The sequence below is a fragment of the Modicisalibacter sp. genome (genome assembly GCF_055145905.1).
The window spans coordinates 203,186-229,440 of record NZ_JBSREH010000001.1 but is presented as its reverse complement, the minus strand read 5'-3'; the positions used below and the strand labels follow the sequence as shown (position 1 = coordinate 229,440).

21 protein-coding genes are annotated in these 26,255 nt (G+C 67.4%); 12 read left to right on the top strand and 9 right to left on the bottom strand.

Annotated features, from left to right (window positions below; genetic code table 11):
• Positions 1 to 122 precede the first annotated feature (122 nt).
• From adk to ACTCB7_RS01055, 4 genes are all read left to right on the top strand, one after another.
• A complete protein-coding gene (gene adk / locus ACTCB7_RS01070) occupies positions 123 to 779 on the top strand; it encodes an adenylate kinase (protein WP_224415823.1) in 657 nt (218 codons plus the stop codon).
• A gap of 315 nt (positions 780 to 1,094) precedes the next feature.
• Entirely contained in the window at positions 1,095 to 1,793 is a 699-nt protein-coding gene (gene tsaB, locus ACTCB7_RS01065) for a tRNA (adenosine(37)-N6)-threonylcarbamoyltransferase complex dimerization subunit type 1 TsaB (protein WP_224415822.1), read from the top strand.
• A 56-nt stretch (positions 1,794 to 1,849) separates the two neighbouring features.
• On the top strand, positions 1,850 to 2,665 hold the full coding sequence (locus ACTCB7_RS01060; protein WP_463005241.1) for an undecaprenyl-diphosphate phosphatase: 816 nt from the start codon (positions 1,850 to 1,852) through the stop codon (positions 2,663 to 2,665).
• 62 nt (positions 2,666 to 2,727) lie between these two features.
• The gene (locus ACTCB7_RS01055) at positions 2,728 to 3,423 is read left to right on the top strand and encodes a class I SAM-dependent methyltransferase (protein ID WP_463005343.1); all 696 of its coding nucleotides are present in this window, start codon (positions 2,728 to 2,730) and stop codon (positions 3,421 to 3,423) included.
• On the opposite strand, the gene plsB is transcribed toward ACTCB7_RS01055, so the two are convergent.
• Positions 3,396 to 5,894, bottom strand: coding sequence for a glycerol-3-phosphate 1-O-acyltransferase PlsB (plsB, locus tag ACTCB7_RS01050; protein WP_463005240.1), 2,499 nt, complete (start codon positions 5,892 to 5,894; stop codon positions 3,396 to 3,398). The two genes, ACTCB7_RS01055 and plsB, sit on opposite strands and share 28 nt — an antisense overlap.
• A 65-nt stretch (positions 5,895 to 5,959) precedes the next feature.
• Here plsB and ACTCB7_RS01045 point away from each other — a divergent pair, with 65 nt between their 5' ends.
• On the top strand, positions 5,960 to 7,081 hold the full coding sequence (locus ACTCB7_RS01045; RefSeq protein ID WP_463005239.1) for a phospholipase D-like domain-containing protein: 1,122 nt from the start codon (positions 5,960 to 5,962) through the stop codon (positions 7,079 to 7,081).
• A gap of 11 nt (positions 7,082 to 7,092) precedes the next feature.
• Here the strand turns inward: ACTCB7_RS01045 and ACTCB7_RS01040 are convergent, their stop codons facing one another.
• Entirely contained in the window at positions 7,093 to 7,740 is a 648-nt protein-coding gene (locus ACTCB7_RS01040) for a YecA/YgfB family protein (protein WP_463005238.1), read from the bottom strand.
• Positions 7,741 to 7,810: 70 nt separating this feature from the next.
• On the opposite strand from ACTCB7_RS01040, the gene ACTCB7_RS01035 reads away from it, so the two are divergent.
• The 3 genes from ACTCB7_RS01035 (at position 7,811) to ACTCB7_RS01025 (ending at position 11,431) form a co-directional block, all read left to right on the top strand.
• Entirely contained in the window at positions 7,811 to 8,359 is a 549-nt protein-coding gene (locus tag ACTCB7_RS01035; protein ID WP_463005237.1) for a SprT family zinc-dependent metalloprotease, read from the top strand.
• A gap of 181 nt (positions 8,360 to 8,540) precedes the next feature.
• The gene (gene acs, locus ACTCB7_RS01030; protein WP_463005236.1) at positions 8,541 to 10,493 is read left to right on the top strand and encodes an acetate--CoA ligase; all 1,953 of its coding nucleotides are present in this window, start codon (positions 8,541 to 8,543) and stop codon (positions 10,491 to 10,493) included.
• Between the two features lie 275 nt (positions 10,494 to 10,768).
• The gene (locus ACTCB7_RS01025) at positions 10,769 to 11,431 is read left to right on the top strand and encodes a response regulator (protein WP_463005235.1); all 663 of its coding nucleotides are present in this window, start codon (positions 10,769 to 10,771) and stop codon (positions 11,429 to 11,431) included.
• 84 nt (positions 11,432 to 11,515) lie between these two features.
• On the opposite strand, the gene ACTCB7_RS01020 is transcribed toward ACTCB7_RS01025, so the two are convergent.
• The 5 genes from ACTCB7_RS01020 to ACTCB7_RS01000 form a co-directional block, all read right to left on the bottom strand.
• Positions 11,516 to 12,796 (bottom strand): Nramp family divalent metal transporter, encoded by a 1,281-nt coding sequence (locus ACTCB7_RS01020; protein ID WP_463005234.1) that lies wholly within the window; start codon positions 12,794 to 12,796, stop codon positions 11,516 to 11,518.
• 74 nt (positions 12,797 to 12,870) lie between these two features.
• Entirely contained in the window at positions 12,871 to 16,824 is a 3,954-nt protein-coding gene (locus tag ACTCB7_RS01015) for a hybrid sensor histidine kinase/response regulator (RefSeq protein ID WP_463005233.1), read from the bottom strand.
• 96 nt (positions 16,825 to 16,920) lie between these two features.
• Complete coding sequence (locus ACTCB7_RS01010) at positions 16,921 to 17,436, bottom strand: hypothetical protein (protein WP_224420582.1); 516 nt, start codon at positions 17,434 to 17,436, stop codon at positions 16,921 to 16,923.
• 98 nt (positions 17,437 to 17,534) lie between these two features.
• On the bottom strand, positions 17,535 to 19,316 hold the full coding sequence (locus tag ACTCB7_RS01005) for a sodium:solute symporter family protein (RefSeq protein ID WP_463005232.1): 1,782 nt from the start codon (positions 19,314 to 19,316) through the stop codon (positions 17,535 to 17,537).
• A gap of 6 nt (positions 19,317 to 19,322) precedes the next feature.
• Complete coding sequence (locus ACTCB7_RS01000) at positions 19,323 to 19,583, bottom strand: DUF4212 domain-containing protein (protein ID WP_163648244.1); 261 nt, start codon at positions 19,581 to 19,583, stop codon at positions 19,323 to 19,325.
• 752 nt (positions 19,584 to 20,335) lie between these two features.
• On the opposite strand from ACTCB7_RS01000, the gene ACTCB7_RS00995 reads away from it, so the two are divergent.
• From ACTCB7_RS00995 to ttcA, 4 genes are all read left to right on the top strand, one after another.
• A complete protein-coding gene (locus tag ACTCB7_RS00995; protein ID WP_463005342.1) occupies positions 20,336 to 22,150 on the top strand; it encodes a DUF294 nucleotidyltransferase-like domain-containing protein in 1,815 nt (604 codons plus the stop codon).
• Complete coding sequence (locus ACTCB7_RS00990) at positions 22,150 to 22,767, top strand: 3'-5' exonuclease (RefSeq protein ID WP_224416809.1); 618 nt, start codon at positions 22,150 to 22,152, stop codon at positions 22,765 to 22,767. Before ACTCB7_RS00995 ends, ACTCB7_RS00990 begins: the two co-directional genes overlap by 1 nt.
• 51 nt (positions 22,768 to 22,818) lie before the next feature.
• The gene (locus tag ACTCB7_RS00985; protein WP_224415809.1) at positions 22,819 to 23,040 is read left to right on the top strand and encodes a hypothetical protein; all 222 of its coding nucleotides are present in this window, start codon (positions 22,819 to 22,821) and stop codon (positions 23,038 to 23,040) included.
• Positions 23,041 to 23,122: 82 nt separating this feature from the next.
• Positions 23,123 to 23,977 carry a tRNA 2-thiocytidine(32) synthetase TtcA gene (gene ttcA, locus ACTCB7_RS00980; RefSeq protein ID WP_224420585.1) on the top strand — a complete coding sequence of 285 codons (855 nt, stop codon included), beginning with the start codon at positions 23,123 to 23,125 and terminating at the stop codon, positions 23,975 to 23,977.
• Between the two features lie 26 nt (positions 23,978 to 24,003).
• On the opposite strand, the gene fnr is transcribed toward ttcA, so the two are convergent.
• On the bottom strand, positions 24,004 to 24,747 hold the full coding sequence (fnr, locus tag ACTCB7_RS00975) for a fumarate/nitrate reduction transcriptional regulator Fnr (RefSeq protein ID WP_463005231.1): 744 nt from the start codon (positions 24,745 to 24,747) through the stop codon (positions 24,004 to 24,006).
• Between the two features lie 87 nt (positions 24,748 to 24,834).
• Positions 24,835 to 26,244, bottom strand: coding sequence for an oxygen-independent coproporphyrinogen III oxidase (gene hemN, locus ACTCB7_RS00970; protein ID WP_463005230.1), 1,410 nt, complete (start codon positions 26,242 to 26,244; stop codon positions 24,835 to 24,837).
• Positions 26,245 to 26,255 lie beyond the last annotated feature (11 nt).

The window sequence follows — 26,255 nt, the reverse complement described above, 5'->3', positions numbered from 1 at the left end:
CCTTCCGCCCCCCCGGTATCGTCGTTGCTCTTTCGACTCGTCACGGATGGCGCCGCCTCCGACACCCATTTACGCTAATGTCAACAACAATTGACTCGCGAACGATTCAAGGAGCAGCACAGATGCGTTTGATTCTCTTGGGCGCCCCCGGTGCCGGCAAGGGCACCCAGGCCCAGTTCATCTGCGAGCGGTACGGCATTCCGCAGATTTCCACCGGCGACATGCTGCGCGCCGCGGTCAAGGAAGGCAGTGACCTGGGCCTCAAGGTCAAGGAGATCATGAACAGCGGCGGGCTGGTGTCCGACGACATCATCATCGCCCTGGTCAAGGAGCGCATCAGCCAGCCCGACTGCGCCAACGGCTTCCTGTTCGACGGCTTCCCGCGCACCATCCCGCAGGCCGACGCCATGAAGGATGCCGACGTCAAGCTTGACCATGTGCTGGAGATCGCCGTCGACGACGAGGAGATCGTCAAGCGCCTGGCCGGTCGCCGCGTGCACCCCGATTCCGGCCGCGTCTACCACATCGAGTACAACCCGCCGAAGGAAGAGGGCAAGGACGACGTCACCGGCGAGGCGCTGATCCAGCGTGACGACGATCGCGAGTCGACGGTCCGCAACCGCCTGTCGGTCTATCACGAGCAGACCGAGCCGCTGGTGGAGTACTACCGCCGCTGGGCCGAGCAGGACCCGGCCAAGGCGCCCGCCTACCATCGCGTCGAGGGCATCGGTACGGTCGACGACATCCGCGATCAGGTGGTGAAGGCGCTGGAAGGCTGATACCGCCTGCACCCATTCGCTCATCCGCAGCCCGGCACTCCGCCGGGCTGTTGCGTTGCCGGCCTCGTCGGCAGAGCAATCGCCGTTGGCTCTGACAAGGGCGCCGGGGGCAGGTTGAAGAGGGGGGTCCTACGCCATGGATGGCGTAGGTAGCGCCCATGGAGGGGTTCACAGCGCCCCTCGCAGACCTGCCAACGGATCAGCCCGAGTCATGTCGCAGCTATCTGTAATAGCCCGGGGCCTCGCCGGCCGCCGCTTTTGCCAGGCCCGCCCCGGTCGTATAATGCCCGCGCCATTCATAACCCCGTGATTCCCATGTCGACCCTGCTGGCTCTGGACGCCTCCTCGAGCGCCTGTTCCTGTGCCCTCTGGCACGAGGGGGAAGTGGTGTCGCGCTTTGCGCTGACCCCGCGCGAGCACACCCGCCGCCTGCTGCCGATGATCGATGACGTACTCGCCGAGGCCGGGCTGGCCGTCGCCGATCTCGATGCCCTGGCCTACGGGCGCGGCCCCGGTTCCTTCACCGGCCTGCGCATCGCCGCCGGGGTCGCCCAGGGGCTGGCGTTCGGCCTCGACAAGCCGCTGATCGGCGTCTCCACCCTCGAGGCGCTGGCGCTGGCGGTGCACCGTGAACGCCATGTGCGCTTCGTGGTCCCGGCGCTGGACGCCCGCATGGGCGAGATCTATGTCGCCGCCTATCACTGCCGGGACGGGCACCTGACGACGCTGCTCGACGAGGCGGTGATGCCGCCCGAGCGCCTGGCCCTGCCCGAGTCGCATCGCGAGGCCGACTGGTGCGGCGTGGGTTCGGGCTGGATGCTGTGGGAGTCGATGTCCGTCGAGGTCCAGAACGCCCTGTACCAACGCCTGCCGGAACTCGACCCGGCCGCCGAGTCGATGGTGCGCCTGGCTGCCGAGGCATTCGCCCGCGGCGAGGGTCGGCCGCCCCACGAGGCGGTGCCGGTCTACCTGCGCAACGAGGTCGCCTGGAAAAAGCCCAAGCCCGGCGCCTGAATACCCGCCGCGCCGGGGCGTCCGGCGCCGTCTCCCGCTGAACAAGGACCTTCCGCATGGACTGGTTGCAACTCGTCGCGCTGTCGGTGATCCAGGGGCTCACCGAATTCCTGCCCATCTCCTCGTCGGCGCACCTGATCCTGCCCTCCCAGGTGCTGGGCTGGCCCGACCAGGGGCTGGCCTTCGACGTCGCCGTGCACATCGGCACCCTGGCGGCGGTGCTGCTGGCCTTTCGCCGCGAGGTGGTGGCGATCCTGGGCGGCTGGTTCGGCCAGTTCGCCGGCGCCGGCACGCTGAGTTCGCGCCAGACGCCGGAGAGCCGGCTGGGGTGGATGGTCATCCTGGCGACGATTCCGGCGGTGATCGTCGGCGCCCTGTTCAACGGCGCGATCGAGAACTCGCTGCGCTCGTCGCTGGTGATCGCCCTGGCGACCCTGATCTTCGGGGTGCTGCTGGGCTGGGCGGACTGGCGCGGCAGCCGCAGCCGCGACCTGGCCAGCCTGACCTTCAAGGCGGCGCTGATCATCGGGCTGTTCCAGGCGCTGGCCCTGATTCCCGGCACCTCGCGCTCCGGCATCACCATCACGGCGGCCCTGCTGCTGGGCTTCGACCGCCAGAGCTCGGCGCGCTTCTCGTTTCTGCTGTCGATTCCGCTGATCATCGCCGCCGGCTCGCTCAAGGGCCTGGAGCTGATGCAGACCGGCAGCGATGCGGCGATTCACGACGTGCTGGTGGGCATCGGCCTGTCGTTCGTCGCCGCTCTGGTCTGCATCAAGCTGTTCCTGGCGGCGCTGGATCGCATCGGCATGTGGCCGTTCGTCGCCTACCGCCTGCTGCTGGGGGTGGCGCTGCTGTGGCTGTGGGCGGCATGACGTCGCCGGTGGTGGTGGGCGAGGCGCTGCGCGAGCTGGCCGATGAGCTGGGGCTGCCCTGGATGGCGACGCCGCCCGCCGAGGGGCTGGCGCTGGTCGCCACCGACGCCGGCCTGGCGCTGGCCGGTGATCCCGCCCGCTACGGCAAGCCGCTGCGGGTGGACTTTCTCGGCGGCAAGGTCGACCACCGGCGCCGCTTCGGCGGCGGGCGCGGCCAGCTCGTGGCCAGGGCCTGCGGGCTTTCGAAAGGCATCACGCCGAGTGTGGTGGATGCCACCGCCGGCCTCGGGCGCGACGCCTTCGTGCTGGCGAGTCTGGGCGCCGAGGTGCTGATGCTCGAGCGGGTGCCGGGGGTCGCCGCGCTGCTGGCCGACGGCCTGGCCCGGGCCCGCGAGGATGCCGACGTCGCCCCGATCATCGCGCGGTTGACGCTGTGCCGGGCGGATGCCGCCGATGCCCTGGCGGCGACGGTCGCCGCGGCCGACTTTCCTGCCGACGTCATCCATCTCGATCCGATGTTTCCCCACCGCGACAAGTCGGCGCTGGTCAAGAAGGAGATGCGCGTGTTCCGCGAACTGGCCGGTGACGATGCCGATGCGCCGCGCCTGCTGGAAGCGGCGCTCGACGTGGCGACGCACCGCGTGGCGGTCAAGCGCCCGCGCAAGGCGCCACCCATCGAGGGGCCCAAGCCGTCGCACCAGCTCGAGGCCAGGACCAGCCGCTACGACCTCTACGTGCACCGCTCGCTGCGAGCCTGAGGCCCGGCGCTCGGGGCGTCCCCGGCGGCGGGCTGGGCGATCTGCCACAGGCGACGGCGCAGCGTCGGGTCGAAGAGGCTGCGGCTGCGGGCGAGGGCTTCTCCGAGCAGGGCATCGAAGGCCAGGTGCCCCTCTGTCTCCCAGATCCAGCCCTCGGCCAGCAGGGCGTCGAGCAGGCCGCTGAACAGCCGACGGTCGAAGAACTCCGGGGCATTGAGGCCCGACAGCAGGGTGAGTCGCTCGGCCAGCCCGCGGCTGCGCTCCTCGAGGTCGTCGCGGGTCAGGCTGCCGCTGGGCTGGGCCAGCAGCGCCGCCAGCAGCAGGAAGCCGCGCTCCAGGGTCGGCTGGATCAGGCTGCCCAGCAACTGCAGCTGCTCGTGGGCCAGGGTATGGCCGGGCGGGCGCTGCCAGCCGTCGGCGCGGGTCTCGAGGAGGCCCTGTTCGACCAGCTGAGTGAGGGTCGCTTCCAGGGCGTTGCGGAAGTCGGCGGCGGGCAGGGCGATGAACTGTTCCTGGGCGATCAGCGGCCAGGCCGGGGCGAGGCGGGCGTCGAGCGTGGCCAGGTCATTGTGGGCGCTGTTGCGGAAGGCGAAGGCCACCAGTGCCGGCAGGGCGAAGCGATGCTGGACATTGTTGCGATACCAGGTGAGCAGGGTGGCGCGTTCGCCGTCGGCCAGCACCAGCTCGCCGAGCGCCTGCGCTCGACGCTCGATGAAGCCCAGTCCGGCGGCCTCGGCCAGCCAGTCGTCGGGTGTGCCGGCCGGGGGGCTCGGCGTGTCCGGGTCCAGGACCACGAGCAGCGCCATCTGGCGCTTGAGCAGCTCCGCCTCGATGGCGCGGTGCGGTGTGGCCAGCAGGGTCAGCGCCACCAGGTTGACCGGATTGAGGGTCGCCACCGCGTTGATGCGCCGCGCCAGCTCGCGGCCCAGCTCGGGAACGGCTCGGGTCAGCCAGGACGGGCGCGGATCATGGCGACTCTCGCGCCAGTCGGGCACGCTGCGGGTCAGGAAGGCATTGAGATCCAGCGGCTCGCCGATGGCCACCTGGACCCGCCCGAAGGGCTGGCGCAGCCGGCCGAGCACGCGCAGCAGGCCCAGCGGCGACTCCTTGCGCTTGCGCGCGCCACGCAGTTCGCGGAGGTAGCTAGTGCTTTCCAGCACCTTCTCGTAACCGATGTAGACCGGCACGAAGGTCACCGCACGCGATGTGTCGCGCAGGCAGGAGCGCAGGGTCATCGCCAGCATGCCCGGGCGTGGTGTGAGCATCCGTCCGCTGCGCGAGCGGCCGCCCTCGATGAAGTATTCGATCGGGTGGCCGCGGGTCAGCAGGCGGTGCAGGTAGGCATTGAACACCGCGCCGTAGAGCCGATTGTCGCGAAAGCTGCGGCGCAGGAAGAAGGCCCCGCCGCGGCGCAGCAGCGGGCCGATCAGCGGCATGTCGAGGTTGCGCCCGGCGGCGATGTGCGGTGGCATCAGCCCTTCGCGGAACAGCACGTAGGAGAGCAGCAGGTAGTCGATGTGGCTGCGGTGGCAGGGCACATAGATCAGGGTGTGATCGCCGGCCAGTTGCTTGACGCGCTCCAGCCCGTGCACGTCCACCCCGGCGTAGAGCCGGTTCCACAGCCGATGCAGCAGCCGGTCTAGCAGGCGCAGGATCGGATAACTCATGTGCGAGGCGATCTCGCGGCCGTAGCGGCGCGCCCGACGCTCGATGCGACGCTGCGACTGCCCCCGGGCCTGAGCGGTTTCAGCGATGATGCGCTGCAGCTCGGGTTCCTGCAGCAGCCCATGGATCAGGGTGCGCCGGTGCGACAGGTCCGGCCCCAGCACGCGGGTACGGATGCGCCGGAAATGCACCCGCAGCACCCGGGCGATCCGGCGTCGCGCCAGTTCCGGGGGCCGCTCGGCGAGCTGACCGCGCAGCGACACTGGCTCCCCCCAGTACAGCTCGATGTTGCGGCCGTTGACCAGTATCGACACCGCCCGGCGCAGGCGGCCGGTGAGCTGCCAGCTGTCAGCGGCGAGCAGCTTCCAGAAGCCGAATTCCTTGCCCGGCGCGCGGCCCCAGAACACGCTGACCGGCACCAGCTGCACGTCGGCGTCGGGGGCTTCGCGCAGGGCGTCGATGAGCGGCGCGAAGGGGGCGTGGTCCGGGCGCCGCCGGGGCCACCGGTGGCGCTTGTAATCGGGCAACGCCACACAGCCGTTATGGCGCAACGAGCCCGGGCGCCAGCGGGGCGAGGGCACGGGCAGGCCGTGGCGTCGGCAGACGATTTCCAGCAGCAGGCGGTCGGAGAACGACGGGCGCGGCAGCACGTAGAGCGTGGGGCGCTCGGGGTCGAGGGCGAGCCGCTCGGGCGCGGGCTCGCTCAGGCGCAGCTCGACCCAGCCGGCCAGCAGGCGGCGCAGAAGCGGGCGCAGAGGGGACAACAGCGACGAGAACAGGGCCATCCGGATGCCGATTCGGGACATGTTGGGGCATTATAGCGATTCGGCCCCTTGTCGGGGGATGGCCCAACCGGACACCGGGAGGTGTGATGCGGGGAGTCTGGCGAGACGGCAACCGGTTCGCCCTGCTGCCGGAGAGCCGCTGTTTCCTGCCGGCCATGACCGAGGCCGTGGCCGCCGCGCAGGAATCGATTCTGCTCGAGTTGTATCTCATGGAGTCGGGGGCGCTGGCCGCGCAGTTGATCGACGCCCTGCTGGCCGCGGCGGCGCGGGGCGTGACGGTGCTGATGCTGCTCGACGGTTACGGTGCCATGAAGCTGTCGAGCGCGGATCGCCGGCGGCTCGAGGCCGGCGGCGTGGCGATGCGCTTCTTCAATCCGCTGGTCTGGTACCGGCTGGGCAAGAACCTGACCCGCGACCATCGCAAGCTGCTGCTGATCGACGGCCGGGTGGCCTTCACCGGCGGCTTCGGGGCCAGTGACGAATTCCTCGACGCCTGGTTCGACATCGCGGTGCGCATCGAGGGGCCGGTGGTGGCGGACTGGGTGCGGCTGTTCTCGCGGCTGTGGGACTCACCGTTGTCGCGGGGCGCCGGCGACCCGCGCCTGGTGCAGCGGCTCAGGCTGGATGTTACGCGGGTGGCCGACTATCAGGGCATGCGCGGGCGGGTGGTCTGGGGGCAGGGCTACCGCTATCAGGCGATTCGCCTGTCGCTGCATCAGCAGCTTGGCCACGCCCAGCGGCGCATCTGGCTGTGCACTCCGTACTTCGTGCCCACCCTGAGCCTGCGGCGTCGGCTGGTCAGGGCGGCGCGGCGCGGGGTCGACGTGCGCCTGCTGCTGCCCGGCGATGCCCACGATCACCCCGGCATCCGCTATGCCGGACAGCGCTTCTACGGCCGGCTGCTGCGCGCCGGGGTGCGCATCTTCGAGTTCCAGCCACGCTTCATCCATGCCAAGTTCTCGCTGGCCGACGACTGGGCCAGCATCGGCTCGTGCAACTTCGACCACTGGAGCCTGCAGTGGAACCTGGAGGCCAACCAGGAGATTGTCGATCCGCGCTTCGCCGGTGCGCTGGCGTCACTGTTCGAGGAAAATTTCAGCCAGAGCGTCGAGATACGCCCCGAGCAGTGGGCCCGGCGTTCGCGCCGCCAGCGTCTGCGCGAGTGGCTCTACGGGACGCTGGACGCCTGGGTAACCCGGTTGCGCTGAGAGACGCTGGTTCAGCGACGGCGCTTTCCGCCACGCCCGGCGGGCTTCTTGGGGCGCGGCTTCGGCTTGGGTGTCTCGGGCGGCACGCGATAGTGCAGGTAGAGGTCGAGCACCAGTTCCGGCAGCTGTGCGACCAGCCGTTCGGCGTCGGCCGGGCGGCGAATGAACTCGGCCATGTCGGGCTCGTCGTCGAACAGCCCGGACAGCGCCATGAACGGCAGCAGCAGGGTGGCCGCGGCTTCCTCGTCGGCCTCGAACCAGGCGCTCTCGTCGAGGAACACGCCTTCCATGAAGCCGGCGCACCAGTCGCCGATGGGCGTCTCCTCCGAGGCGATGCCGTCGAGGGTCAGCTCGAAGGGCAGCTCCGGCAGCTGGCCGCGCTCGAGGGCGGCCATGGCGTTGTCGCGCAGGCGCTCGAGCAGGCCGAGGATGGTGTCGCGTTCTGGGGTATCGGCGAAGGCGGGCTCGCCGTGGAACAGCTCGCCGACCCAGCGGGTCGCCGGCACCTCGCGGGGGGCCACGGCCAGGGCGACGAGAAAACCGTGAGCGCCGATGAGGTCGAGGGCGTCCTCGCCGGCGCGCTCGGAATCGAGGAAATCGTCGAGCAGGTCCAGTTCGTCGTCATCGAGCAGGGGGGTGGGCGGTAGCGCTTCGGGCATCGGGGTCGTTTCCTCCAGTCGGGCGGCGTGTGCTGGACGCGCACGGGCGTGGGCGGCATTCTAGCATCCCATGTCCCGTCCGACTCTCCCCGCTCCCGATGCCGCCTGGCTGGATTCATTGTCCCGCGACGCCCTCGAGGCGGCCGCCACCGAGCGGACCGAGGCCGCCTGGCGGCTGGCCCGGGAGGTCTTCCCGGCGCTTCCGCGCCCGGCGCTGTGGTTCGACCTGCGCGGCCAGAGTGCCGGTCAGGCACATTTCGGTCGTGGCGGGCTGCGGCTCAACCGGGTGCTGCTCGAGGAAAACCGCCAGGCGTTCTTCGTCGAGATCATCCCCCACGAGATGGCGCACTGGCTGGTACGTCACCTGGAGGAGGGCCGCCGGGTGCGCCCCCACGGTCACGAGTGGCGCACGGTGATGCGTCGTCTCTACGGCCTCGATCCGCGTGTCACCCACGGCTTCGATACCCGCCGGGCCAGCCCGGCGCCCTACCGCTACACTTGCGACTGTCGCGAGCATCATCTTGGTGTGCGACGCCATGCCCGGATCGTCGCCGGCCAGCGCTACTATTGTCGACACTGTCGACAGTGGTTGCGGCCGGTCTCGGACGAGAGTGCTTAAGGGTCGGGTAAGTTTCTGAAATGGCAATGAAAATTGCTGCTACCAATGTCTAATTGGGAGCCCCGCCCGCTGTGGGTATATGCTGAAAGGACCATTTTTATTCGCCGATCTCGGGTCACCGGCCACGCGGCCGCCAAGGTCCGAATCACGACCATCGCAGTTTCCAGGACAGGGGGTCGACATGACCGAACAGCAGCGCGTCCATCCGGTGAGCGAATCCTTCGCCGCCAATGCCTGGGCGGACAAGGAAAAGTATCTGTCGATGTATCAGCAGTCGGTCGACGACCCGGAAGGCTTCTGGGCGGAGCAGGCCAAGCGGCTCGACTGGATCAAGGCCCCGACCAAGATCAAGCATACCGTCTTCGACACCCACAGCGTGGATATACGCTGGTTCGAGGACGGCGAGCTCAACGTCAGCGCCAACTGCCTGGACCGCCACCTGGCCTCGCGCGGCGATCAGCCAGCGATCATCTGGGAAGGCGACGACCCCAACGAGAGCAAGACCTACACCTATCGCGAACTGCACGACCGCACCTGCCAGCTGGCCAACGCCCTCAAGGAACTCGGCGTCAAGAAGGGCGACACCGTCACCCTCTACATGCCGATGATCCCCGAGGCGGCCATGGCGATGCTGGCCTGTGCGCGGATCGGCGCGATCCACTCGGTGGTGTTCGGCGGCTTCTCGCCGGATGCCCTGGCCCAGCGGGTGATCGATGCCCAGTCCAAGCTGGTCATCACCGCCGACGAGTCGGTACGCGGTGGCAAGCGGGTGCCGCTCAAGGACAACGTCGATGCCGCCCTGACCCGTGATGGCACCGACGTGGTCGACAACGTGCTGGTGGTCAAGCGCACCGGCGGCGACATCGACTGGCACGACGGCCGCGACGTCTGGTATCACGAAACGGTCGACGGCCAGGCCGAGACGTGCCCGGCCGAGACCATGAACGCCGAGGATCCGCTGTTTATCCTCTACACCTCCGGCTCCACCGGCACGCCCAAGGGGCTCAAGCACACCTCCGGCGGCTATCTGCTGCATGCGGCGATGACCCATCAGTATGTCTTCGACTACAAGGATGGCGAGGTCTACTGGTGCAGCGCGGACGTCGGTTGGGTGACCGGCCACAGCTACATCGTCTACGGGCCGCTGGCCAACGGCGCGACCACGCTGATGTTCGAGGGCGTGCCCAGTTATCCGAGTCACGGCCGCCTCGGCGAGGTGATCGACAAGCACAACGTGGCGATCCTCTACACCTCGCCCACCGCCATCCGGGCCCTGATGGCCCACGGCGACGACGTCATGGATTCCAGCAAGCGCGACAGCCTGCGGGTGCTGGGCTCGGTGGGCGAACCCATCAACCCCGAGGCCTGGGAGTGGTTCCATCGGGTGATTGGCAACTCGAAATGCCCGATCGTCGACACCTGGTGGCAGACCGAGACCGGCGGCATCATGATCGCGCCGCTGCCCGGCGCCATCGATCTCAAGCCCGGCTCCGCCACCCGGCCGTTCTTCGGTGTGCTGCCGGCTCTGGTCGACAGCGAGGGCAATATTCTCGAGGGGGCGACCGAGGGCAACCTGGTGATCCTCGACTCCTGGCCGGGGCAGGCACGGTCGATCTGGAAGAACCACGACCGCTTCATCCAGACCTACTTCTCCACCTACAAGGGCATGTACTTCACCGGTGACGGTTGCCGTCGCGACGAGGACGGCTACTACTGGATCACCGGCCGCGTCGACGACGTCATCAACGTCTCCGGGCACCGCATGGGCACCGCCGAGATCGAGTCGTCGCTGGTCGCCCACGAGGCGGTGGCCGAGGCCGCCGTGGTCGGCTACCCGCACGACATCAAGGGGCAGGGCATCTACATCTACGTCACCCTGGGCGATGACTACGAGCCCAGCGACGCGCTCAAGAAGGAGCTCACCCAGTGGGTGCGCAAGGACATCGGGCCCATCGCCTCGCCGGACGTGATCCAGTGGGCGCCCAGCCTGCCCAAGACCCGCTCGGGCAAGATCATGCGCCGCATCCTGCGCAAGATCGCCGCCAACGAGACCGAGGGGCTGGGCGACACCAGCACGCTGGCCGATCCCAGCGTGGTGGAGGACCTGATCGAGAATCGCGCCAACCGGGATTGATTGTCCCGCCGGTGTCGGTGTTCTTCCCGTTCGCCTGCCTGTCTCGGCGTTCGGGAGCGCACGCCAGCGGCACGCCGACACCGGAGCTTCACGCCGGCCTTCATGGCCGGCTTTTTCGTGGCGTCAACGGTATTCGTCTCGAGGGATGACGGCGCTTGGGAAACGGCACGGGCATGGGGTAACATGCCAGACACGAAAAAGGCGGCAAGCCTGGCGCCGGTGGGGTCGACCCGTCGGCGTGGCAGCTCGCTGCAGGAGGATCCGGAGGAGACTCAATGGCCTTTGCCCAGAAATTCATCGTCGCCGATGATCACCCGCTGTTCCGAGCAGCCCTGACCCAGGCGTTGCGACAAGTTGCCCCGCAGGCCGAGATTGTCGAATCCGATACCATGGAAGCGACCACCGAGGTAGTGACCCGGCATCCCGATGCCGACCTGATCCTGCTCGATCTGCACATGCCGGGCGCGCATGGCTTTTCGGGACTGATCCAGCTGCGTGGTCAGACCCCGGAAATCCCCGTGGCGGTGATCTCCGGCAGCGACGAGCCGCATGTGGTGCGGCGCGCCATCGATTACGGCGCCTCGGGCTTCATTCCCAAGTCGGCCTCGCTGACGGTCATCGCCGAGGCGGTCGGCGAGATCCTCGACGGCGAGATCTGGCTGCCCGAAGACCTCGCCAAGGCGATCGGCGAGTCCGACGAGGAGGACACCCGCTTCGCCGAGGCGATCGCGTCGCTGACCCCGCAGCAGTTCCGGGTGCTCAACATGCTCACCGAGGGGCTGCTCAACAAGCAGATCGCCTTCGAGCTCAACGTCAGCGAGGCGACCATCAAGGCGCACGTCACGGCCATCCTCCGCAAGCTGGGGGTCCACTCGCGCACCCAGGCGGTGATCGCCGCCCAGAAGCTCGAGGTGGAGCCGCCCAAGGTCGAGTCCTGACGCCTCGCCATCGGTTCGTCGTCCTGCGCACGCCGCCCTCCGGGGCGGCGTCGTCGTTTGTGGCCCGGGGGTAACGGCGTCGTGTCAGTGCGGCAGCAGGGAAAAGACCAGTACATAGCCGTTCAGGGCAATGATCAGCGCACAGACCAGGCCACCGATCAGGGTGATCGCCCGCGAGTTGACCAGGTTGCCCATCAGCCGGCGGTCGGCGGTGAAGGTCAGCAGCGGAATCAGCGCGAAGGGGATGCCGAAGCTCAGGATCACCTGGCTGGCCACCAGGGCGCGCTGCTCCGAGATGCCGAGCAGGATCACCGCGATTGCCGGGGCCATGGTGACAACGCGCCGCAGCCACAGCGGGATGGTGAAGCGCACGAACCCCTGCATGATCACCTGGCCGGAGAGGGTGCCGACCACCGACGAGGAGAGGCCGGCCAGCAGCAGGGCGGCGCCGAACAGGTGGCTGGCCAGCTCCCGGCCGAGCATCGGGGCCAGCAGCTGGTAGCTGTCGCGGATGGTGGCGACGCCGGTGCGCCCCTGGGCATGAAAGGCCGCCGCGGCCAGCGCCAGGATGCTCAGGTTGATCAGCCCGGCGATGGCCATGCCGACGATGACATCGAGCCGGGAATAGCGCATCAGGCGACGGCGCTGGTCGTCGTCGTCGGCCGGGATGCGCCGCTGCAGCAGCGCCGAGTGCAGGTAGATGACGTGGGGCATCACCGTGGCGCCGAGGATGCCGGCCGCCAGGTAGAGGGCATAGCCGTCGGGGAAGCCGGGAATCAGCAGGCCCTCGAGGAAGGGGCGCGGCGCCGGCCGGCCGAGCAGCATCTCCAGCAGGAAGCCGCTGGCCACGGCCAGGATCATGGCGCCGATGATCAGCTCCATGAGGCGGAAGCCGTAGCGGTAGAGCAGCAGCGTCAGGTAGGTGATGGCGCCGGTGAGCAGGGCACCCTCGAGCAGGGTCAGGCCGAAGAGCAGGTGGAAGGCCAGCGCCGCGCCCAGGAATTCGGCCAGGTCGGTGGCGATGGCGACGATCTCCGCCTGGACCCAGTAAAGCCAGACTACCGGCCGCGGGTAGCGCTCGCGGATCACCTCGGGCAGGTTGCGGCCCGTGGCCAGGCCCAGACGCGCCGACAGCGACTGGATCAGCATCGCCATCAGGTTGGCGGCGAGCACCACCCACAGCAAGGCATAGCCGTAGCGCGAGCCGGCCTCGATGTTGGTGGCGAAGTTGCCGGGATCGATATAGGCGACCGCGGCGATCAGCGCCGGGCCGAAGAAGACCGTCCAGCCCCATCCCCGGGGCCGGCCGGCCAGTGCACGACGCGCCCTGGCACGCAGGGTGTCGTCGGAAAGCGTGGTACCCATGCCGCCGCCCCGGTTGACCTGGTGTCTTCAGGGTAACCGGGGGCGCGCGCCCTGCCCAATCGGGCAGGCGGCCGTCAGGTCGTCTGACGGGCGGCGCGATTGGCCTGCAGGGTGCGGGTCAGCAGTGCGCGCAGCGCCGCCGGGCGCACCGGCTTGAGCAGCAGCTGGTAGCCGCCGCGCTTGATCGTCTCGGCGACCTCCTCGGTGCGGTCGGCGGTGATCACGATGCCGGGCACCGGGCCCTGACAGCGTTCGAGCAGGGCTTCCAGCGCCATCAGGCCGGTGACCTCGTTGTCGAGGTGGTAGTCGGCGAGAATCGCGTCGGGGTCGCCGCCGAGGTGGCGCAGGATCGACTTGGCGCCGCCGATCGAGGTAGCCGTGAACACTTCGCAGCCCCAGCCGGTGAGCATCGCCTTCATGCCCTCGAGGATCAGCGTCTCGTTGTCGATGCAGACGATCCGCGTGCCCTCGAGCTTGTTGCCGGCCCGCCGGGCGACGGGCTCGTTCGGGGCGTCCTCCGCCGCCCGGGCCTCGACCATCGGCACGTCGACGGAAAAGACGGTACCCACGCCCTCCCAGGAGCGCACCCGGATCGGATGGTCGAGCACGCGGCTCATGCGGTCGGCGATCGACAGCCCCAGCCCCAGCCCCTTCTCGCTCTCCTTGTGGCGCGAGGCCTGGTCGAGGCGGCGGAACTCCTGGAAGATCTCCGCCTGCTTGGCGGCGGGGATGCCCGGGCCGGTGTCCCAGACCTCGATCGACAGCCGCCGGCCGTGACGCCGGCAGCCCAGCAGCACGCGGCCCTGCTGGGTGTAGCGCAGGGCGTTGGAGAGAAAGTTCTGCACGATGCGTCGCAGCATCTGGGCGTCGCTGTCCACCCAGCAGGTGGTGGGCACCACGTCCAGGTCGAGCCCGCGCTCTTCGGCCATCACCTCGAACTCGGCACGCAGCGGGCGGAAGATGTCGGCCAGGGCGAACTGGCTGCGCCGCGGCGTCAGAGCGCCGGCGTCGAGCTTGGAGATGTCGAGCAGGGTGCCCAGCAGCTCCTCGGCGGCCTGCAGCGAATTGTCGATATGGCCGATGGTGCGGCGATGATCGTCATCGAGCTGCTCCTGGGAGAGTGCCGAGGTGAACAGGCGGGCGGCGTTGAGTGGCTGCAGCAGGTCGTGGCTGGCCGCGGCGAGGAAGCGGGTCTTCGAGGCGTTGGCGTCCTCGGCGACCTGCTTGGCCTGGCGCAGGGCCTGCTCGGCCTCGGCGCGTACGCGGTTTTCCTGGCGCAGCGCGGCGTTGGCCTCCGACAGCGCCTGGGTGCGCTCGCGCACGCGTTCCTCGAGATTCTCGTTGGTTTCCTTCAGGGCGATCTCGGCCAGGCGGCGCTCGGTGATGTCCTGGTAGAGGGCGAAGAAGCCGAGGATCGAACCGCTGTCGCCGAAGTGCGGGGTGTAGGTGACCAGCATGTAGCGGACGCCGCCGTCGCCGTCGTCCAGGGAGATCTCGAAACTGACCCGCTCGCCCTCCAGGGCGCGGCGCATCCACGGCGCCCGCTCGCGGGCCACGGTCGCCGACATGACGTTTTCCACGCGCTTGCCGATCACGTCGTTGCGGTCGACGTGGAAGACCTGCTCGTAGGCGCGGTTGGTGAAGAGGTAGCGGCACTCCTTGTCGAAGTAGGCGATCAGCGCCGGCACGTTGTCGGTGTAGATGCGGATGTTGTTCTCGGAGCGGATCAGCGCTTCCTCGGTGCGCTTCTGCTGGGTGATGTCCTGGTAGGTGTAGACGAAGCCGCCGCCGGGCATGGGATTGCCCTGCACCTCGAGCACGGTGCCGTCCTGGCGGTAGCGCACGTAGCGGTGCGGATGGCCCTGACGGATGTTGTCCATCAGCAGCTCGACGTGCTCCTCGGGATCGCCGGGGCCGTACTCGCCGTTGTGGGCGTTGTAGCGCAGCACCTTGTCGAAGGGCGCGCCGACCCGGATCAGGTGGTCGGGAAAGCGGAACAGCTCCAGGTAGCGCTGGTTCCACACCACCAGGCGCAGGTTCTGGTCGACCACGCTGATGCCCTGGTTGATGTTCTCGATGGTGGCCTGCAGCAGGGCGCGGTTGAACTCGAGGACCTGCGAGGCCTCGTCGACGATCGAGATCACATCCGAGATGCCGATGCCGCGGCCCTGCAGCGCCGAGTTGACGACGATACGCGCCGAGGAGGCACCCAGCACCGAGGCCAGAAAGCGCTCGGTGAACTGGATGACGTCGATCGAGGCGCGGGCGTTGTAGTCCAGGGTCTTGCCGTTGCGCCGCGCGAAGTCGTCGAAGGCGCGCTCGACCTGATCGGCACTCAGGAAGCGTTCGCACAGCACCTTGAGGTCGCCCACCGTGGTGGCGCCGGTCCAGGGCCGGTTGACCGACGTCTGGCGGGTCTCGACGCTGTCGACGAACAGCGAGGCCTGGATGCGCTCGACCACGCGCTGCGGGGTGATCTGCGAGACGAAGATGTAGCCGATCAGGTTGGCCCCCAGCGACAGCATCACGCCGTGGGTGAAGGGGCTGCCCACGCTCAGCCCGAAGAGCTGCGCGGGGGACAGCCAGTCGATGCCGAAGGGGCCGCCGGCCAGCCAGTCGCCGGGCACCACGCCGGCCTTGATCAGCGCCGGCAGCAGCAGGGTGTAGGCCCAGATGGCGAAGCCCAGGTTCATGCCCACGATCACGCCCAGGCGGTTGCCGCGCTTCCAGTACAGCCCGCCGATCAGCGCCGGGGCGAACTGCGCGGCGGCGGCGAAGGAGAGCATGCCGGTGGAGGCCAGCGAGCTGAACTCGGCGATCAGCTGGTAGAAGACGTAGGCCAGCGCCAGGATCACCACGATGGTCACCCGGCGCGCGCGCAGCACCAGTCGGCCGTAGTCGCGGGCCTTGGTGTCGAACCAGCGCAGCCGGAACAGCAGCGGGATGACGATCTCGTTGGAGATCATGATCGACACCGCCACGGTGGCGACGATGACCATGCCGGTGGCCGCCGAGAAGCCGCCGATGAAGGTGAACAGGGTCAGCCAGTCGTTGCCCAGGGCGATCGGCAGGGCCAGCACGAAGGTATCCGGCTCGATGCTGCCGTCCGGGAACAGGGTGAGCCCGGCGGCGGCCAGCGGCAGAACGAAGAAGCCGAAGGCCACCAGATACAGGGGAAACAGCCAGCGTGCCCGCGCGGCGTCGTCGCGGTGGGTGTTCTCGACCACGGTGACGTGAAACTGGCGGGGCAGGCAGAAGACCGCCAGCATCGCCAGCAGGGTCTGCGCCCAGAAGCTCTGGCCGAAGTCCTGCTCGGTGAGCTGGCGCTCCAGCTGCAGGTAATGGTCGGCCCGCCCGAGCACGTCGCTGAGGCCGTCGAACACCCCCCAGGTGACGTAGGCGCCCAGCGCCAGGAAGGCGCCCAGCTTGACTACCGACTCGAAGGCGATGGCGTGGATGAGCCCTTCATGGTGCTCGGTGGCGTCGGTGTGGCGCGTGCCGAAGAGAATCGCGAACAGGGCCATCACCACGGCGACATAGAAGGCCGTGTCGGCGAACAGCGGCGCCCGGGTGACGTCGGTGGACGCGGTCAGCACCGTGAAGGCCGACGATACCGCCTTGAGCTGGAGGGCAATGTAGGGCAACGTGCCGATCAGTGCCACCAGGCTGGCGAACGCCGCCAGCGACTGGGTCTTGCCGTAGCGCGAGGCGATGAAGTCGGCGATCGAGGTGACGTTCTGACGCTTGGCGATGCGGATCATCTTGGCCAGCACCGGCCAGAATAGCCCGAAGGTCAGCAGCGGGCCGATGAAGATGCTGGCGAACGACCAGCCGGACGTGGCCGCCTGGCCCACGGCGCCGTAGTAGGTCCACGAGGTGCAGTAGATGGCCAGCGCCAGGCTGTAGATCACCGGACGGCGGCTGGCCGGGCCGTGGCGACGGGCGTGCCGGTCGCCACGCCATGCGATCAGGAACAGGATGGCGATGTAACACAGCGAGACGGCGATCAGCAGCCAGCCAGCAAACATGGACACTCCCCCTTGGTTTGCCGCCATTCTAGGGGAATGCCCGGCACGAGGGCAGTCATGGCCGTGCCGGGTTCGCGGTATGCGTGGAGAAGCGCCTCAGCTGCCGGCGCAGAGGGCCCGGTAGAGCGGTGCCGAGGTCTCGAGGTGACGCATCGACTGCGTCTGCGGCTGCTGTGTCTTGTCGGCCAGCGGCACCAGGTCCCGGGCGTCGCAGTTGAGCAGGTAGCCATGGTGCGAGACCTGGTCGGCAGGCTGGCGCTCGAAGTGGTAGAGAATGAACTCGACGAGGCGCTCGCCGTCTGCATGCCGGGTGACGAGATTGTCGCGGTCGATGACGTCGAAGCCGGTGGTCAGGGGGGCGATGTAGGTCCAGGGGCGCCAGAACATCCGCTCCTTCTGCTTCGAGACCACCTGTGCGGATGCCGGCAGTCGGGCCTGCTTGTTGTCGAACCAGGTGTATTCGTAGTGGATCTGGTAGGCGAGCATCCCCAGCCCGCCCAGCGCCGGCACGATCCAGCGCGGCAGGCGCTTGCCGCTGAGTTGTCGCAGGATCAGGCCGATCCCCGCGGCGCCGAGACCGGCGAAGATCGCCGCGATCAGTTGCCAAAGCATGTCGTTCCCTTGTCAAGACGCAAACGGGCTTCCCGCAGGAAGCCCGATGAAGTGTGATCCCGCGGCCCGGGCCAGCCGGGCCGAAGGGCCATTATGGCTCAGTGGTCGACGGCCCCACCAGCACCCTTGGGATAGCGCACGCTTTCCACCAGGTCCTGGATCTCCTGCGGCGGTTGCTCGCTCGCGTTGGAGACGGCGTAGGCCACGGCGAAGTTGATGATCGCCCCCACGGCACCGATCGACAGCGGCGAGATGCCCATCACCCAGTTGGCCGGGGTGTCTGCCAGGTTGTTGGTGCCCGGAATGAAGAACCAGCCCTTGTAGACGAAGATGTACACCAGGGTGAAGATCAGGCCGGAAAGCATGCCGGCGATGGCCCCCTTGTTGTTCACCCGCTTGGAGAAGATCCCCATCATCAGCACCGGGAACAGCGAGGCGGCGGCGATGCCGAAGGCCAGGGCCACCACCTGGGCGGCGAACCCCGGCGGGTTGGCACCGAGATAGGTGGCGACGACGATGGCTACCGACATCGAGATGCGCGCCGCCAGCAGTTCGCCCTTTTCGGTGATGTTGGGGTTGATGGCCCCCTTGATCAGGTCGTGGCTGATCGCCGAGGAGATTGCCAGCAGCAGACCGGCGGCGGTGGACAGCGCCGCTGCCAGGCCGCCCGCGGCGATCAGGCCGATCACCCAGCCGGGCAGGTTGGCGATTTCCGGGTTGGCCAGCACCAGGATGTCATTGTTGACGGTCAGTTCGTTGCCCTTCCAGCCGCGATCGGAGAAGTCGGCGGAGGGGTTGTAGAACTGGATCTTGCCGTCGTTGTTCTTGTCCTCGAAGGTGATCAGCCCGGTTTCCTCCCAGGTACGGATCCAGTTGGGGCGATCCGCATAGGCGATGGAGTCGGCGGCCGCGGCGTCGTAGTTCTCGACCTGGCCGGCCATGTCCGGGTAGATGGTGGTCATCAGGTTCAGGCGTGCCATGGAGGCCACGGCCGGTGCGGTCAGGTAGAGCAGACCGATGAACACCAGCGCCCAGCCGGCGGACCAGCGCGCATCGGCCACCTTGGGCACGGTGAAGAAGCGCATGATGACGTGGGGCAGGCCGGCGGTACCGATCATCAGCGACAGGGTGAACAGCACCATGTTGAGCTTGTTGTCGACCATGCCCGTGTAGGAGTTGAAGCCCAGCGCGGTGACCACCTCGTTGAGCTTGGACAGCAGCGGCTCGCCGGAGGCGGTGTGGTCGGAGAACAGGCCCAGGGCCGGTATCGGGTTGTCGGTCAGTTGCAGCGAGATGAACACCGCCGGGATGGTGTAGGCGATGATCAACACGATGTACTGGGCCACCTGGGTGTAGGTGATGCCCTTCATGCCGCCCAGCACCGAATAGAAGAACACCACGATGGCGGCGATGATCAGGCCGGTGGTCGCGTCGACTTCCAGGAAGCGCGAGAAGGCCACGCCGGCACCGGCCATCTGGCCGATGACATAGGTCACCGAGGCCACGATCAGGCAGACCACCGCCACCATGCGCGCCGTGCGGCTGTAGAAGCGGTCACCGATGAATTCCGGCACCGTGAACTTGCCGAACTTGCGCAGGTAGGGGGCCAGCAGCATGGCCAGCAGCACGTAGCCGCCCGTCCAGCCCATCAGGAAGGTGGAGTTGGCGTAGCCGCCGGCGGCGATGAGGCCGGCCATGGAGATGAACGAGGCCGCCGACATCCAGTCGGCGCCGATCGCCATGCCGTTGGTGACCGGGTGCACCCCGCCCCCAGCGACGTAGAAGTCCTTGGTCGACCCGGCCTTGGCCCAGATGGCGATGCCGATGTAGAGGGCAAAGGAAGCGCCGACGAAGAGAACGTTGATCGCGAACTGACTCATGCTGGCTTACTCCCCGAGTCCGTATTGCTTGTCCAGCCGGTTCATCTTCCAGGCGTAGAAGAAGATCAGGCCAATGAACGTCAGGATGGAACCCTGCTGGGCGAACCAGAAGCCCAGGTCGGTGCCGCCGACAGGGATGCCGGCCAGCATGGGGCGCAGCAGGATGGCGAAGCCGTAGGACACCAGTGCCCAGACGATCAGGCAGCCGGTGATCAGGCGAAGGTTGGCCTTCCAGTAGGCCTCCGCGTTGCTTTTTTCTTCTGCCATGGTGGTGCTCTCCGCGTGCTTGTAATTAGGAAGATATGGCCTCGAGGGGAATTCAGGTCCGGCGGGGAACCTGGCTCTCCTTGCTCGTCATGCCATTTGCTCTCGACCATTGGATGGCAATGGAGCGTCAGAATAGTGACGATTCATGCCAAGAAAAGGTCTCCCTGGCGGTCTTGTTTATTGTCGCGACGGGAAGCGTTTTCCGCTGTCATGAAACCTGTGTTTTTCATGGAACTCGGAAAGGGTCGCGGTGTCCGGTTGCGTAGGCAATAGTGGTCAACAGTCGGAAAAAATAAAATCCCATACTTTGGTATTATAAAATGAAAGGGTGAAAAAACGTTTTCAATTTTCTGTTTTTTATCAAATGGTTGGGTGTCGTTTTCGGCGGTGGGTCTTTGAAAGGGGGCTGAGCATAGAACGATGGTATAGCCGTTTCGGGGTAGGCAAATAGTCTAACGCAAGGTGCTGATAGAACATTGGTCTATGTTCATTTGAAAGACGATAAGCTGGTATTCTAGGTTGGGTGTCGTGGATGTCGCGATACGTTCTGAAGATGCCATGAACTTGCGGCGGCCCTGTCGAGACCCGGGTGGCGGTGACGCCGGCATTCCCCGCTCGCCCTTCCGAGGCCTCGTTGTGTCGGAAGCCTGTCGAGGCAGTCCCGGTATCGATGAAGGCCAGGGTAATTGATTCAAGGGCTCGTCTGTCCGGGGTTGCCGGGCAGGCGAGGCTGTCACGACGAGGGCGACATGATGGTCGACATCGATCTCTCGCAGGCACCGTTCTCGCTGCTCGACGAGGCAGGGCGGCAACGTGTCCGTCGCGGCGTGGACCTGGCCTACTATGACACCGACGAGATCATCCTCGATGCCGGCCAGCCCGGCGAATACGTCTTCCTCATCCACAAGGGGGAAGTCGCCGAGCTGGACACGGCCACCTCCGAGCGCATCGGCCACTACACCGCCGGCGATCTGTTCGGCGCGATCAGCATTCTCAACGGCCAGAGCCGCTATCGTTTCATCGCGGAGCAGGAAAGCCTGTGCTATCTGCTACCGCGCTCGCTGTTCGAAACACTGTGCAGCGAGTATCCGGCCTTCGCCGACTACTTTCGGCAGAACCTGGCCGACAAGACGCGCCTGCTCGCCGAGCGGCGCACCACGGGGGGTGTCACCATGGCCGGGTTCATGCTGGCGCGAGTCGCCGAGTGCATGCGAGCGCCCCGGCTGATCGACGGCGACACCAGCATTGCCGAGGCGGCATTGCGCCTGCGCGAGATCGGCGCCGACAGCCTGCTGGTGGCGGCGGCCGGGCGTCACGGCATGCTGACCAAGACAGATCTGCTCGATGCGCTGATCGTCCAGTCGCTCGATCGCGCCGCCCCCGTGCTGGGCATCGCCCACTTTCCGCTGATCACCGTGCGCCCCGACGACTATCTGTTCCAGGCACTGATCGCCATGACCCGTCACGAAGTGGAGCGGGTGGTGGTGGTCGAAGGCGAGCAGCCGGTGGGGGTGGTCGAGCTGACCGATGTGCTGAGCTTCTTCTCCAGCCGCTCCTACACGGTCAGCCTCGAACTGGAGCAGGCCGAGGATCTCGAGGCCCTGGCCCGCGCCAGTGCGCGTCTGCCGGGGCTGGTCCGGTCGCTCATGGCTCAGGGCGTCAAGCTGCGCTTCGCCATGGAGCTGCTGGCAGCGCTCAACGGGCGGATCATCAGCAAGACCTTCGATCTGACCGTGCCGGCCGAGCACCGGCGTGACTGTTGTCTGATGGTGATGGGCAGCGAGGGGCGTGGCGAACAGATTCTCAAGACCGACCAGGACAACGGCCTGATCCTCGCCGACGGGGCCGACTGGCCCGAGCGGGCCGAGCAGATGGACCGGTTCACCGAACGGCTGCTGACGCTGGGCTATCCGCGTTGTCCGGGCAACATCATGGTCAGCAACCCGCAGTGGGTGGACGGCCTCGAAGGCTGGCGGCAGCGTATCGACCGCTGGGCCGAGCAGCGCGACGGCCCTGCGCTGATGAACCTGACCATCCTGCTCGACGCCCATGCCGTGGGCGGCAACCCGGCGCTGCTCGAGACGTTGCGCGAGGCGCTGTTCGCGCGCTGCTCCCACGACGAGCTGCTGCTGTCCTACTTCGCCCGCGCCGTGCTGAGCTTCTCCACGCCCCTGACGCTGTTCGGCTCGCTCAAGCGGCCGACCCACGGCATCGACATCAAGAAGGGCGGCATCTTTCCGATCGTCCACGGGGTGCGAACCCTGGCGCTCGAGCGGCGTATCCGACCCACCTCGACGCTGGCCCGGCTCGACGCCCTGGTGGCTGACGGCCGCCTGGAAGCCGCCTTCGCCGCGGATCTCGGCGAGGCGCTGTCGCTGTTCGCCGAGCTGCGCCTCAACCAGCAGCTGGCCCGCCTCGAAGAGGCCGGCCAGCCCGGTGACGACGCCAACCTGGTGGTGGTCCAGCGACTGTCGACACTGGAGCGCGACCTGTTGCGCGAGGCGCTGCATCTGGTCAAGGAGTTCAAGCAGCGCCTGTCGTACCGCTTTCATCTGGAGTATTCGTGATGCTGCGATCCCTGCGCCGGGCGGCCGATCGCCGTCGCCAGATCAACGGGCGCTACGGGTGGCTGTTCAACCCGTACACCGGCGACGAGCTGGTGGCCATCGACTGCGAGACCACCGGTCTGGATCCGCGCACCGCCGAGCTGGTGTCGCTGGCGGCCGTCTGCATCAAGGGCGACCGGGTGCTGACCAGCGGGGCGCTGGACCTGCGCCTGCAGCGCCCGGACAGTCTCGGTGCCGATTCGATCAAGATTCACGGACTGCGCGGCGTTGATCTCAACGACGGCCTGCCGGTGGGCGAGGCGCTGGAGGCGCTGCTCGACTTCATCGGTAATCGGCCGCTGCTGGGCTGGTGCGTGGACTTCGACATCGCGGTGATCAACCGCCACCTGCGCCCACGCTTCGGCTTCGACCTGCCCAACGCCACCGTCGATCTGGCGCAGGAGTATCGTCGCCGGATGCGCCGCACCCAGCCGCAGGTCGAGCCGCACATGGCCTTCGAGAGCGTGGCCCGGTCGCTCAAGGTGCCGCTGATGCAGCGCCATACCGCGCTGGGGGATGCGGTGACCACCGCACTGATGTACGTGCGTCTGAAACAGGGCGCCTGTGACGCGGTCTGATGCCCGGGCGTGAACCCGGCGACAATGCCAACAATGAGGAGGAGAGCCAGGGTGCTGGAATTGCAGAATCTGTGTCTGATCGCGGGGCTGGGCCTGATGTTGTTCGTGTGTGCAAGGTACGCCCGTCGCACGCAGGAGCTGCGCAGCGTGGTGCTGTTCTGGGAACGCCGGCTGGTACTGACCCGCCAGGAAACTCACCTGCAACGGGCGGGGGTGCTGCTGCTGTCGCTCGGCGTGGCGTTGCGCTATCTGATGGTGCTGCAGGGGCTGTGACGCCGGGTCGTGGGCGTCGCAACTCACCGGAGGGGGTGGTAGCATAGGCGCGCCTTCCATTTCCCCGCGTGTCGCCTTTCCCATGCAAGCACTTACTGGTACCCAGAAACGCGAGTTCAACAAGCTGCAGAAACGCCTGCGTCGCCAGGTCGGCAACGCCATCATCGATTACAACATGATCGGCGAGGGCGACAAGGTGATGGTCTGCCTGTCGGGCGGCAAGGATTCCTACACCATGCTGGAAATCCTGCGCAACCTGCAGCGCAATGCGCCGGTGAACTTCTCGCTGGTGGCGGTCAATCTGGACCAGAAGCAGCCCGGCTTTCCCGAGCATGTTCTGCCGGAATACCTCGACGGTATCGGCGTCGACTACCACATCCTCGAGCGTGATACCTATTCGGTGGTCAAGGAGAAGACGCCGGAGGGCAAGACCACCTGTGCCCTGTGCTCGCGGCTGCGGCGCGGTTCGCTGTACGGCTTCGCCGAAGAGATCGGTGCGACCAAGGTGGCGCTGGGCCACCATCGCGAGGATATCCTCGAGACGCTGTTCCTCAACATGTTCTACGGCGGCAGCCTCAAGGCGATGCCGCCCAAGCTGCTCTCCGACGACGGCAAGAACATCGTCATCCGCCCGCTCGCCTACTGCCGCGAAGCGGACATCGCCGAGTTCGCGCGACTGATGGAATTCCCGATCATCCCCTGCAATCTATGCGGTTCGCAGCCCAATCTGCAGCGTCAGGTGGTCAAGGAGATGCTGGCCGAGTGGGAGAAGAAGCACCCCGGCCGGCTGGAGACGATGTTCAAGGCGGTGACCAACGTCGCGCCGTCGCAGCTGGCCGATCGCGAACTGTTCGACTTCGCGGGGCTCGAGGCGAAGCAGCAGCGACTGAACGCCTCACGCATCGACGCGCTGGACCTGCTGGCCCGGGAGGCCTGAACCGCCGGCGCGCGATGCGCGCCGGATCAGTGCTCGTGGTCGCCTTCCGCCAGGGCTTCCAGGGCGTCGAGGTCGAGGATATGCACCTCGCGGCCCTGCACATCCACCAGCTTGTGCTGCTGGAAACGGCCGATGATGCGGCTGACGGTTTCCACGGCCAGGCCCAGGTAGTTGCCGATATCGGCGCGGGCCATCGACAGCCGGAAGCTGTAGGGCGAGTAGCCGCGGCGGCGGAAGCGTGACGACAGGTTGACGATGAAGCTGGCCAGGCGCTCGTCGGCGGTCTTGCGCGACAGCAGGCGCAGCATGCGACGGTCGTCGCGCAGTTCCTTGCTCATGCTGCGATAGAGCTGGTTGCGCAGCTCCGGCAGGGTCTCGGAGAGCTGGTCGAGACGGTCGAAGGGGATTTCGCAGACCGTGGTGGTCTCCAGCGCGACGATGCTGCCGGGATAGTGCTTCTCGTCGATGCCGTCGAGCCCCACGAGCTCGCTGGGCAGGTAGAAGTTGGTCAGCTGGTCCTCGCCGTCACCCTCGCTGGTAATCTGCTTGAGACTCCCCGAGCGCACCGCGAAGACGCTGGTGAAGGCATCCCCCTGGCGCAGCAGCGCCTCCCCCTTCTTGAGTGGCGCACGGCGCTGGATGATCGCCTCGAAGCGATCCATCTGATTGAACTCCAGCGCGAGCGGCAGGCACAGGGAACTCAGGCTGCAGGTCTGGCAGCGGGCTTCCTGCAGCCGGGGGCGGCCGGCATGAAGGGCGTGACTCGCCATGTTGGTCTCCCGAACGATCAAGACTCGTTCCCTATGGTAGTCCCTATGCGGGGCAATAAGCGATGAGGGATTCATTAAAGTTTACTGTTAGAGAATTCGGGAGTGGCGACCCCGATGACCGCTGGTGCGGGTATCGAAGGCCATCGCCAGATGACGCACCAGCAGCCGACCCAGCGGCGTGACCTCGAGCCGGTTGCCGTGCCGCGTGATCAGGCCGTCGCGCTCGGCCGGCTCCAGGGCGCGCAGCGAGTCGGCCAGGTAGGCCGCGGCGTCGAGGCCGAAATGCTCGCCGACGGCGTCCAGGTCGAGCGCCAGGTCGCACATCAGGCGCTGAATCACGAAGGCGCGCAGGCGGTCGTCCGCGGTGCGGCGCAGGCCCCGGGCGGTGGGCAGGCGGCCGGCGTCCAGGGCGGCCTCGTAGTCGTCCAGGCGCACCGGATTCTGAGCGTAGCAGTCGTCGAGATGGCTGATCGCCGAGACGCCCAGCCCCACCAGGTCGCATTCGCCGTGGGTGGTGTAGCCCTGGAAGTTGCGGTGCAGCCGCCCCTCGCGCTGGGCGACAACGAGGCTGTCGTCGGGACGGGCGAAATGGTCCAGGCCGATGTGCACGTAGCCGGCCGCATCGAGGCGCTCCCGGGTGTCCATGAGCATGGCCAGCTTCTCCTCGGGCGCCGGCAGGGCGCCGGCATCGATGCGCCGCTGGGGCTTGAAGCGCTCCGGCAGGTGAGCGTAGTTGAAGATCGACAGCCGCGCCGGAGCCATGGCGATGACCTGCTCCAGGGTCTCGGCGAAGGTGGTGCGGGTCTGGTGCGGCAGGCCGAGAATCAAATCGAGGTTGAGCGAGCGGAACCCCAGCCGGTGCGCCTCCTCGACCAGGCTTTCGGTCAGCTGGCGGGGCTGGACGCGGTTGATGGCGCGCTGCACCTCGGGGTCCAGGTCCTGCACGCCGAGGCTGATGCGATTGAAGCCCAGCGCCTGCAGGTGGCGCAGGGTGAGGACATCGGCCTCGCGCGGGTCGATCTCGATGGCATAGTCACGGTCGGACGCACTGGACAGCCCAAAGCGGGCATGCAGGCGGTCGATCAGATCGCTCATCTGGTCCAGGGTCAGGAAGGTCGGCGTGCCGCCGCCCCAGTGCAGCTGGCGCACCTCGCGGCCGGTATCGAGGTGGCGCGAGGTCAGCACCATCTCGCGGTCCAGGCGGCTGAGGTAGCCTACGCTCAGCGACGTGTCCTTGGTGGCGATCTTGTTGCAGGCGCAGTAGAAGCAGATCTTGCGGCAGAACGGGATATGAACGTAGAGCGACAGCGGCCGCCGCGCGGCATTGCTGCGTTTCAGGGCCGCAGTGTAATCCTCGGCGCCGAACGACGGCGAGAAGTCCAGCGCGGTCGGATAGGACGTGTAGCGCGGCCCCGTGTGCGCGTAACGGCGAATCAGCTCGGCTTCGCGCGGATCGGGGGCGGCAGCAACGGGGGGATCGACGGCGGTGGCGGACATGACGGACTCTC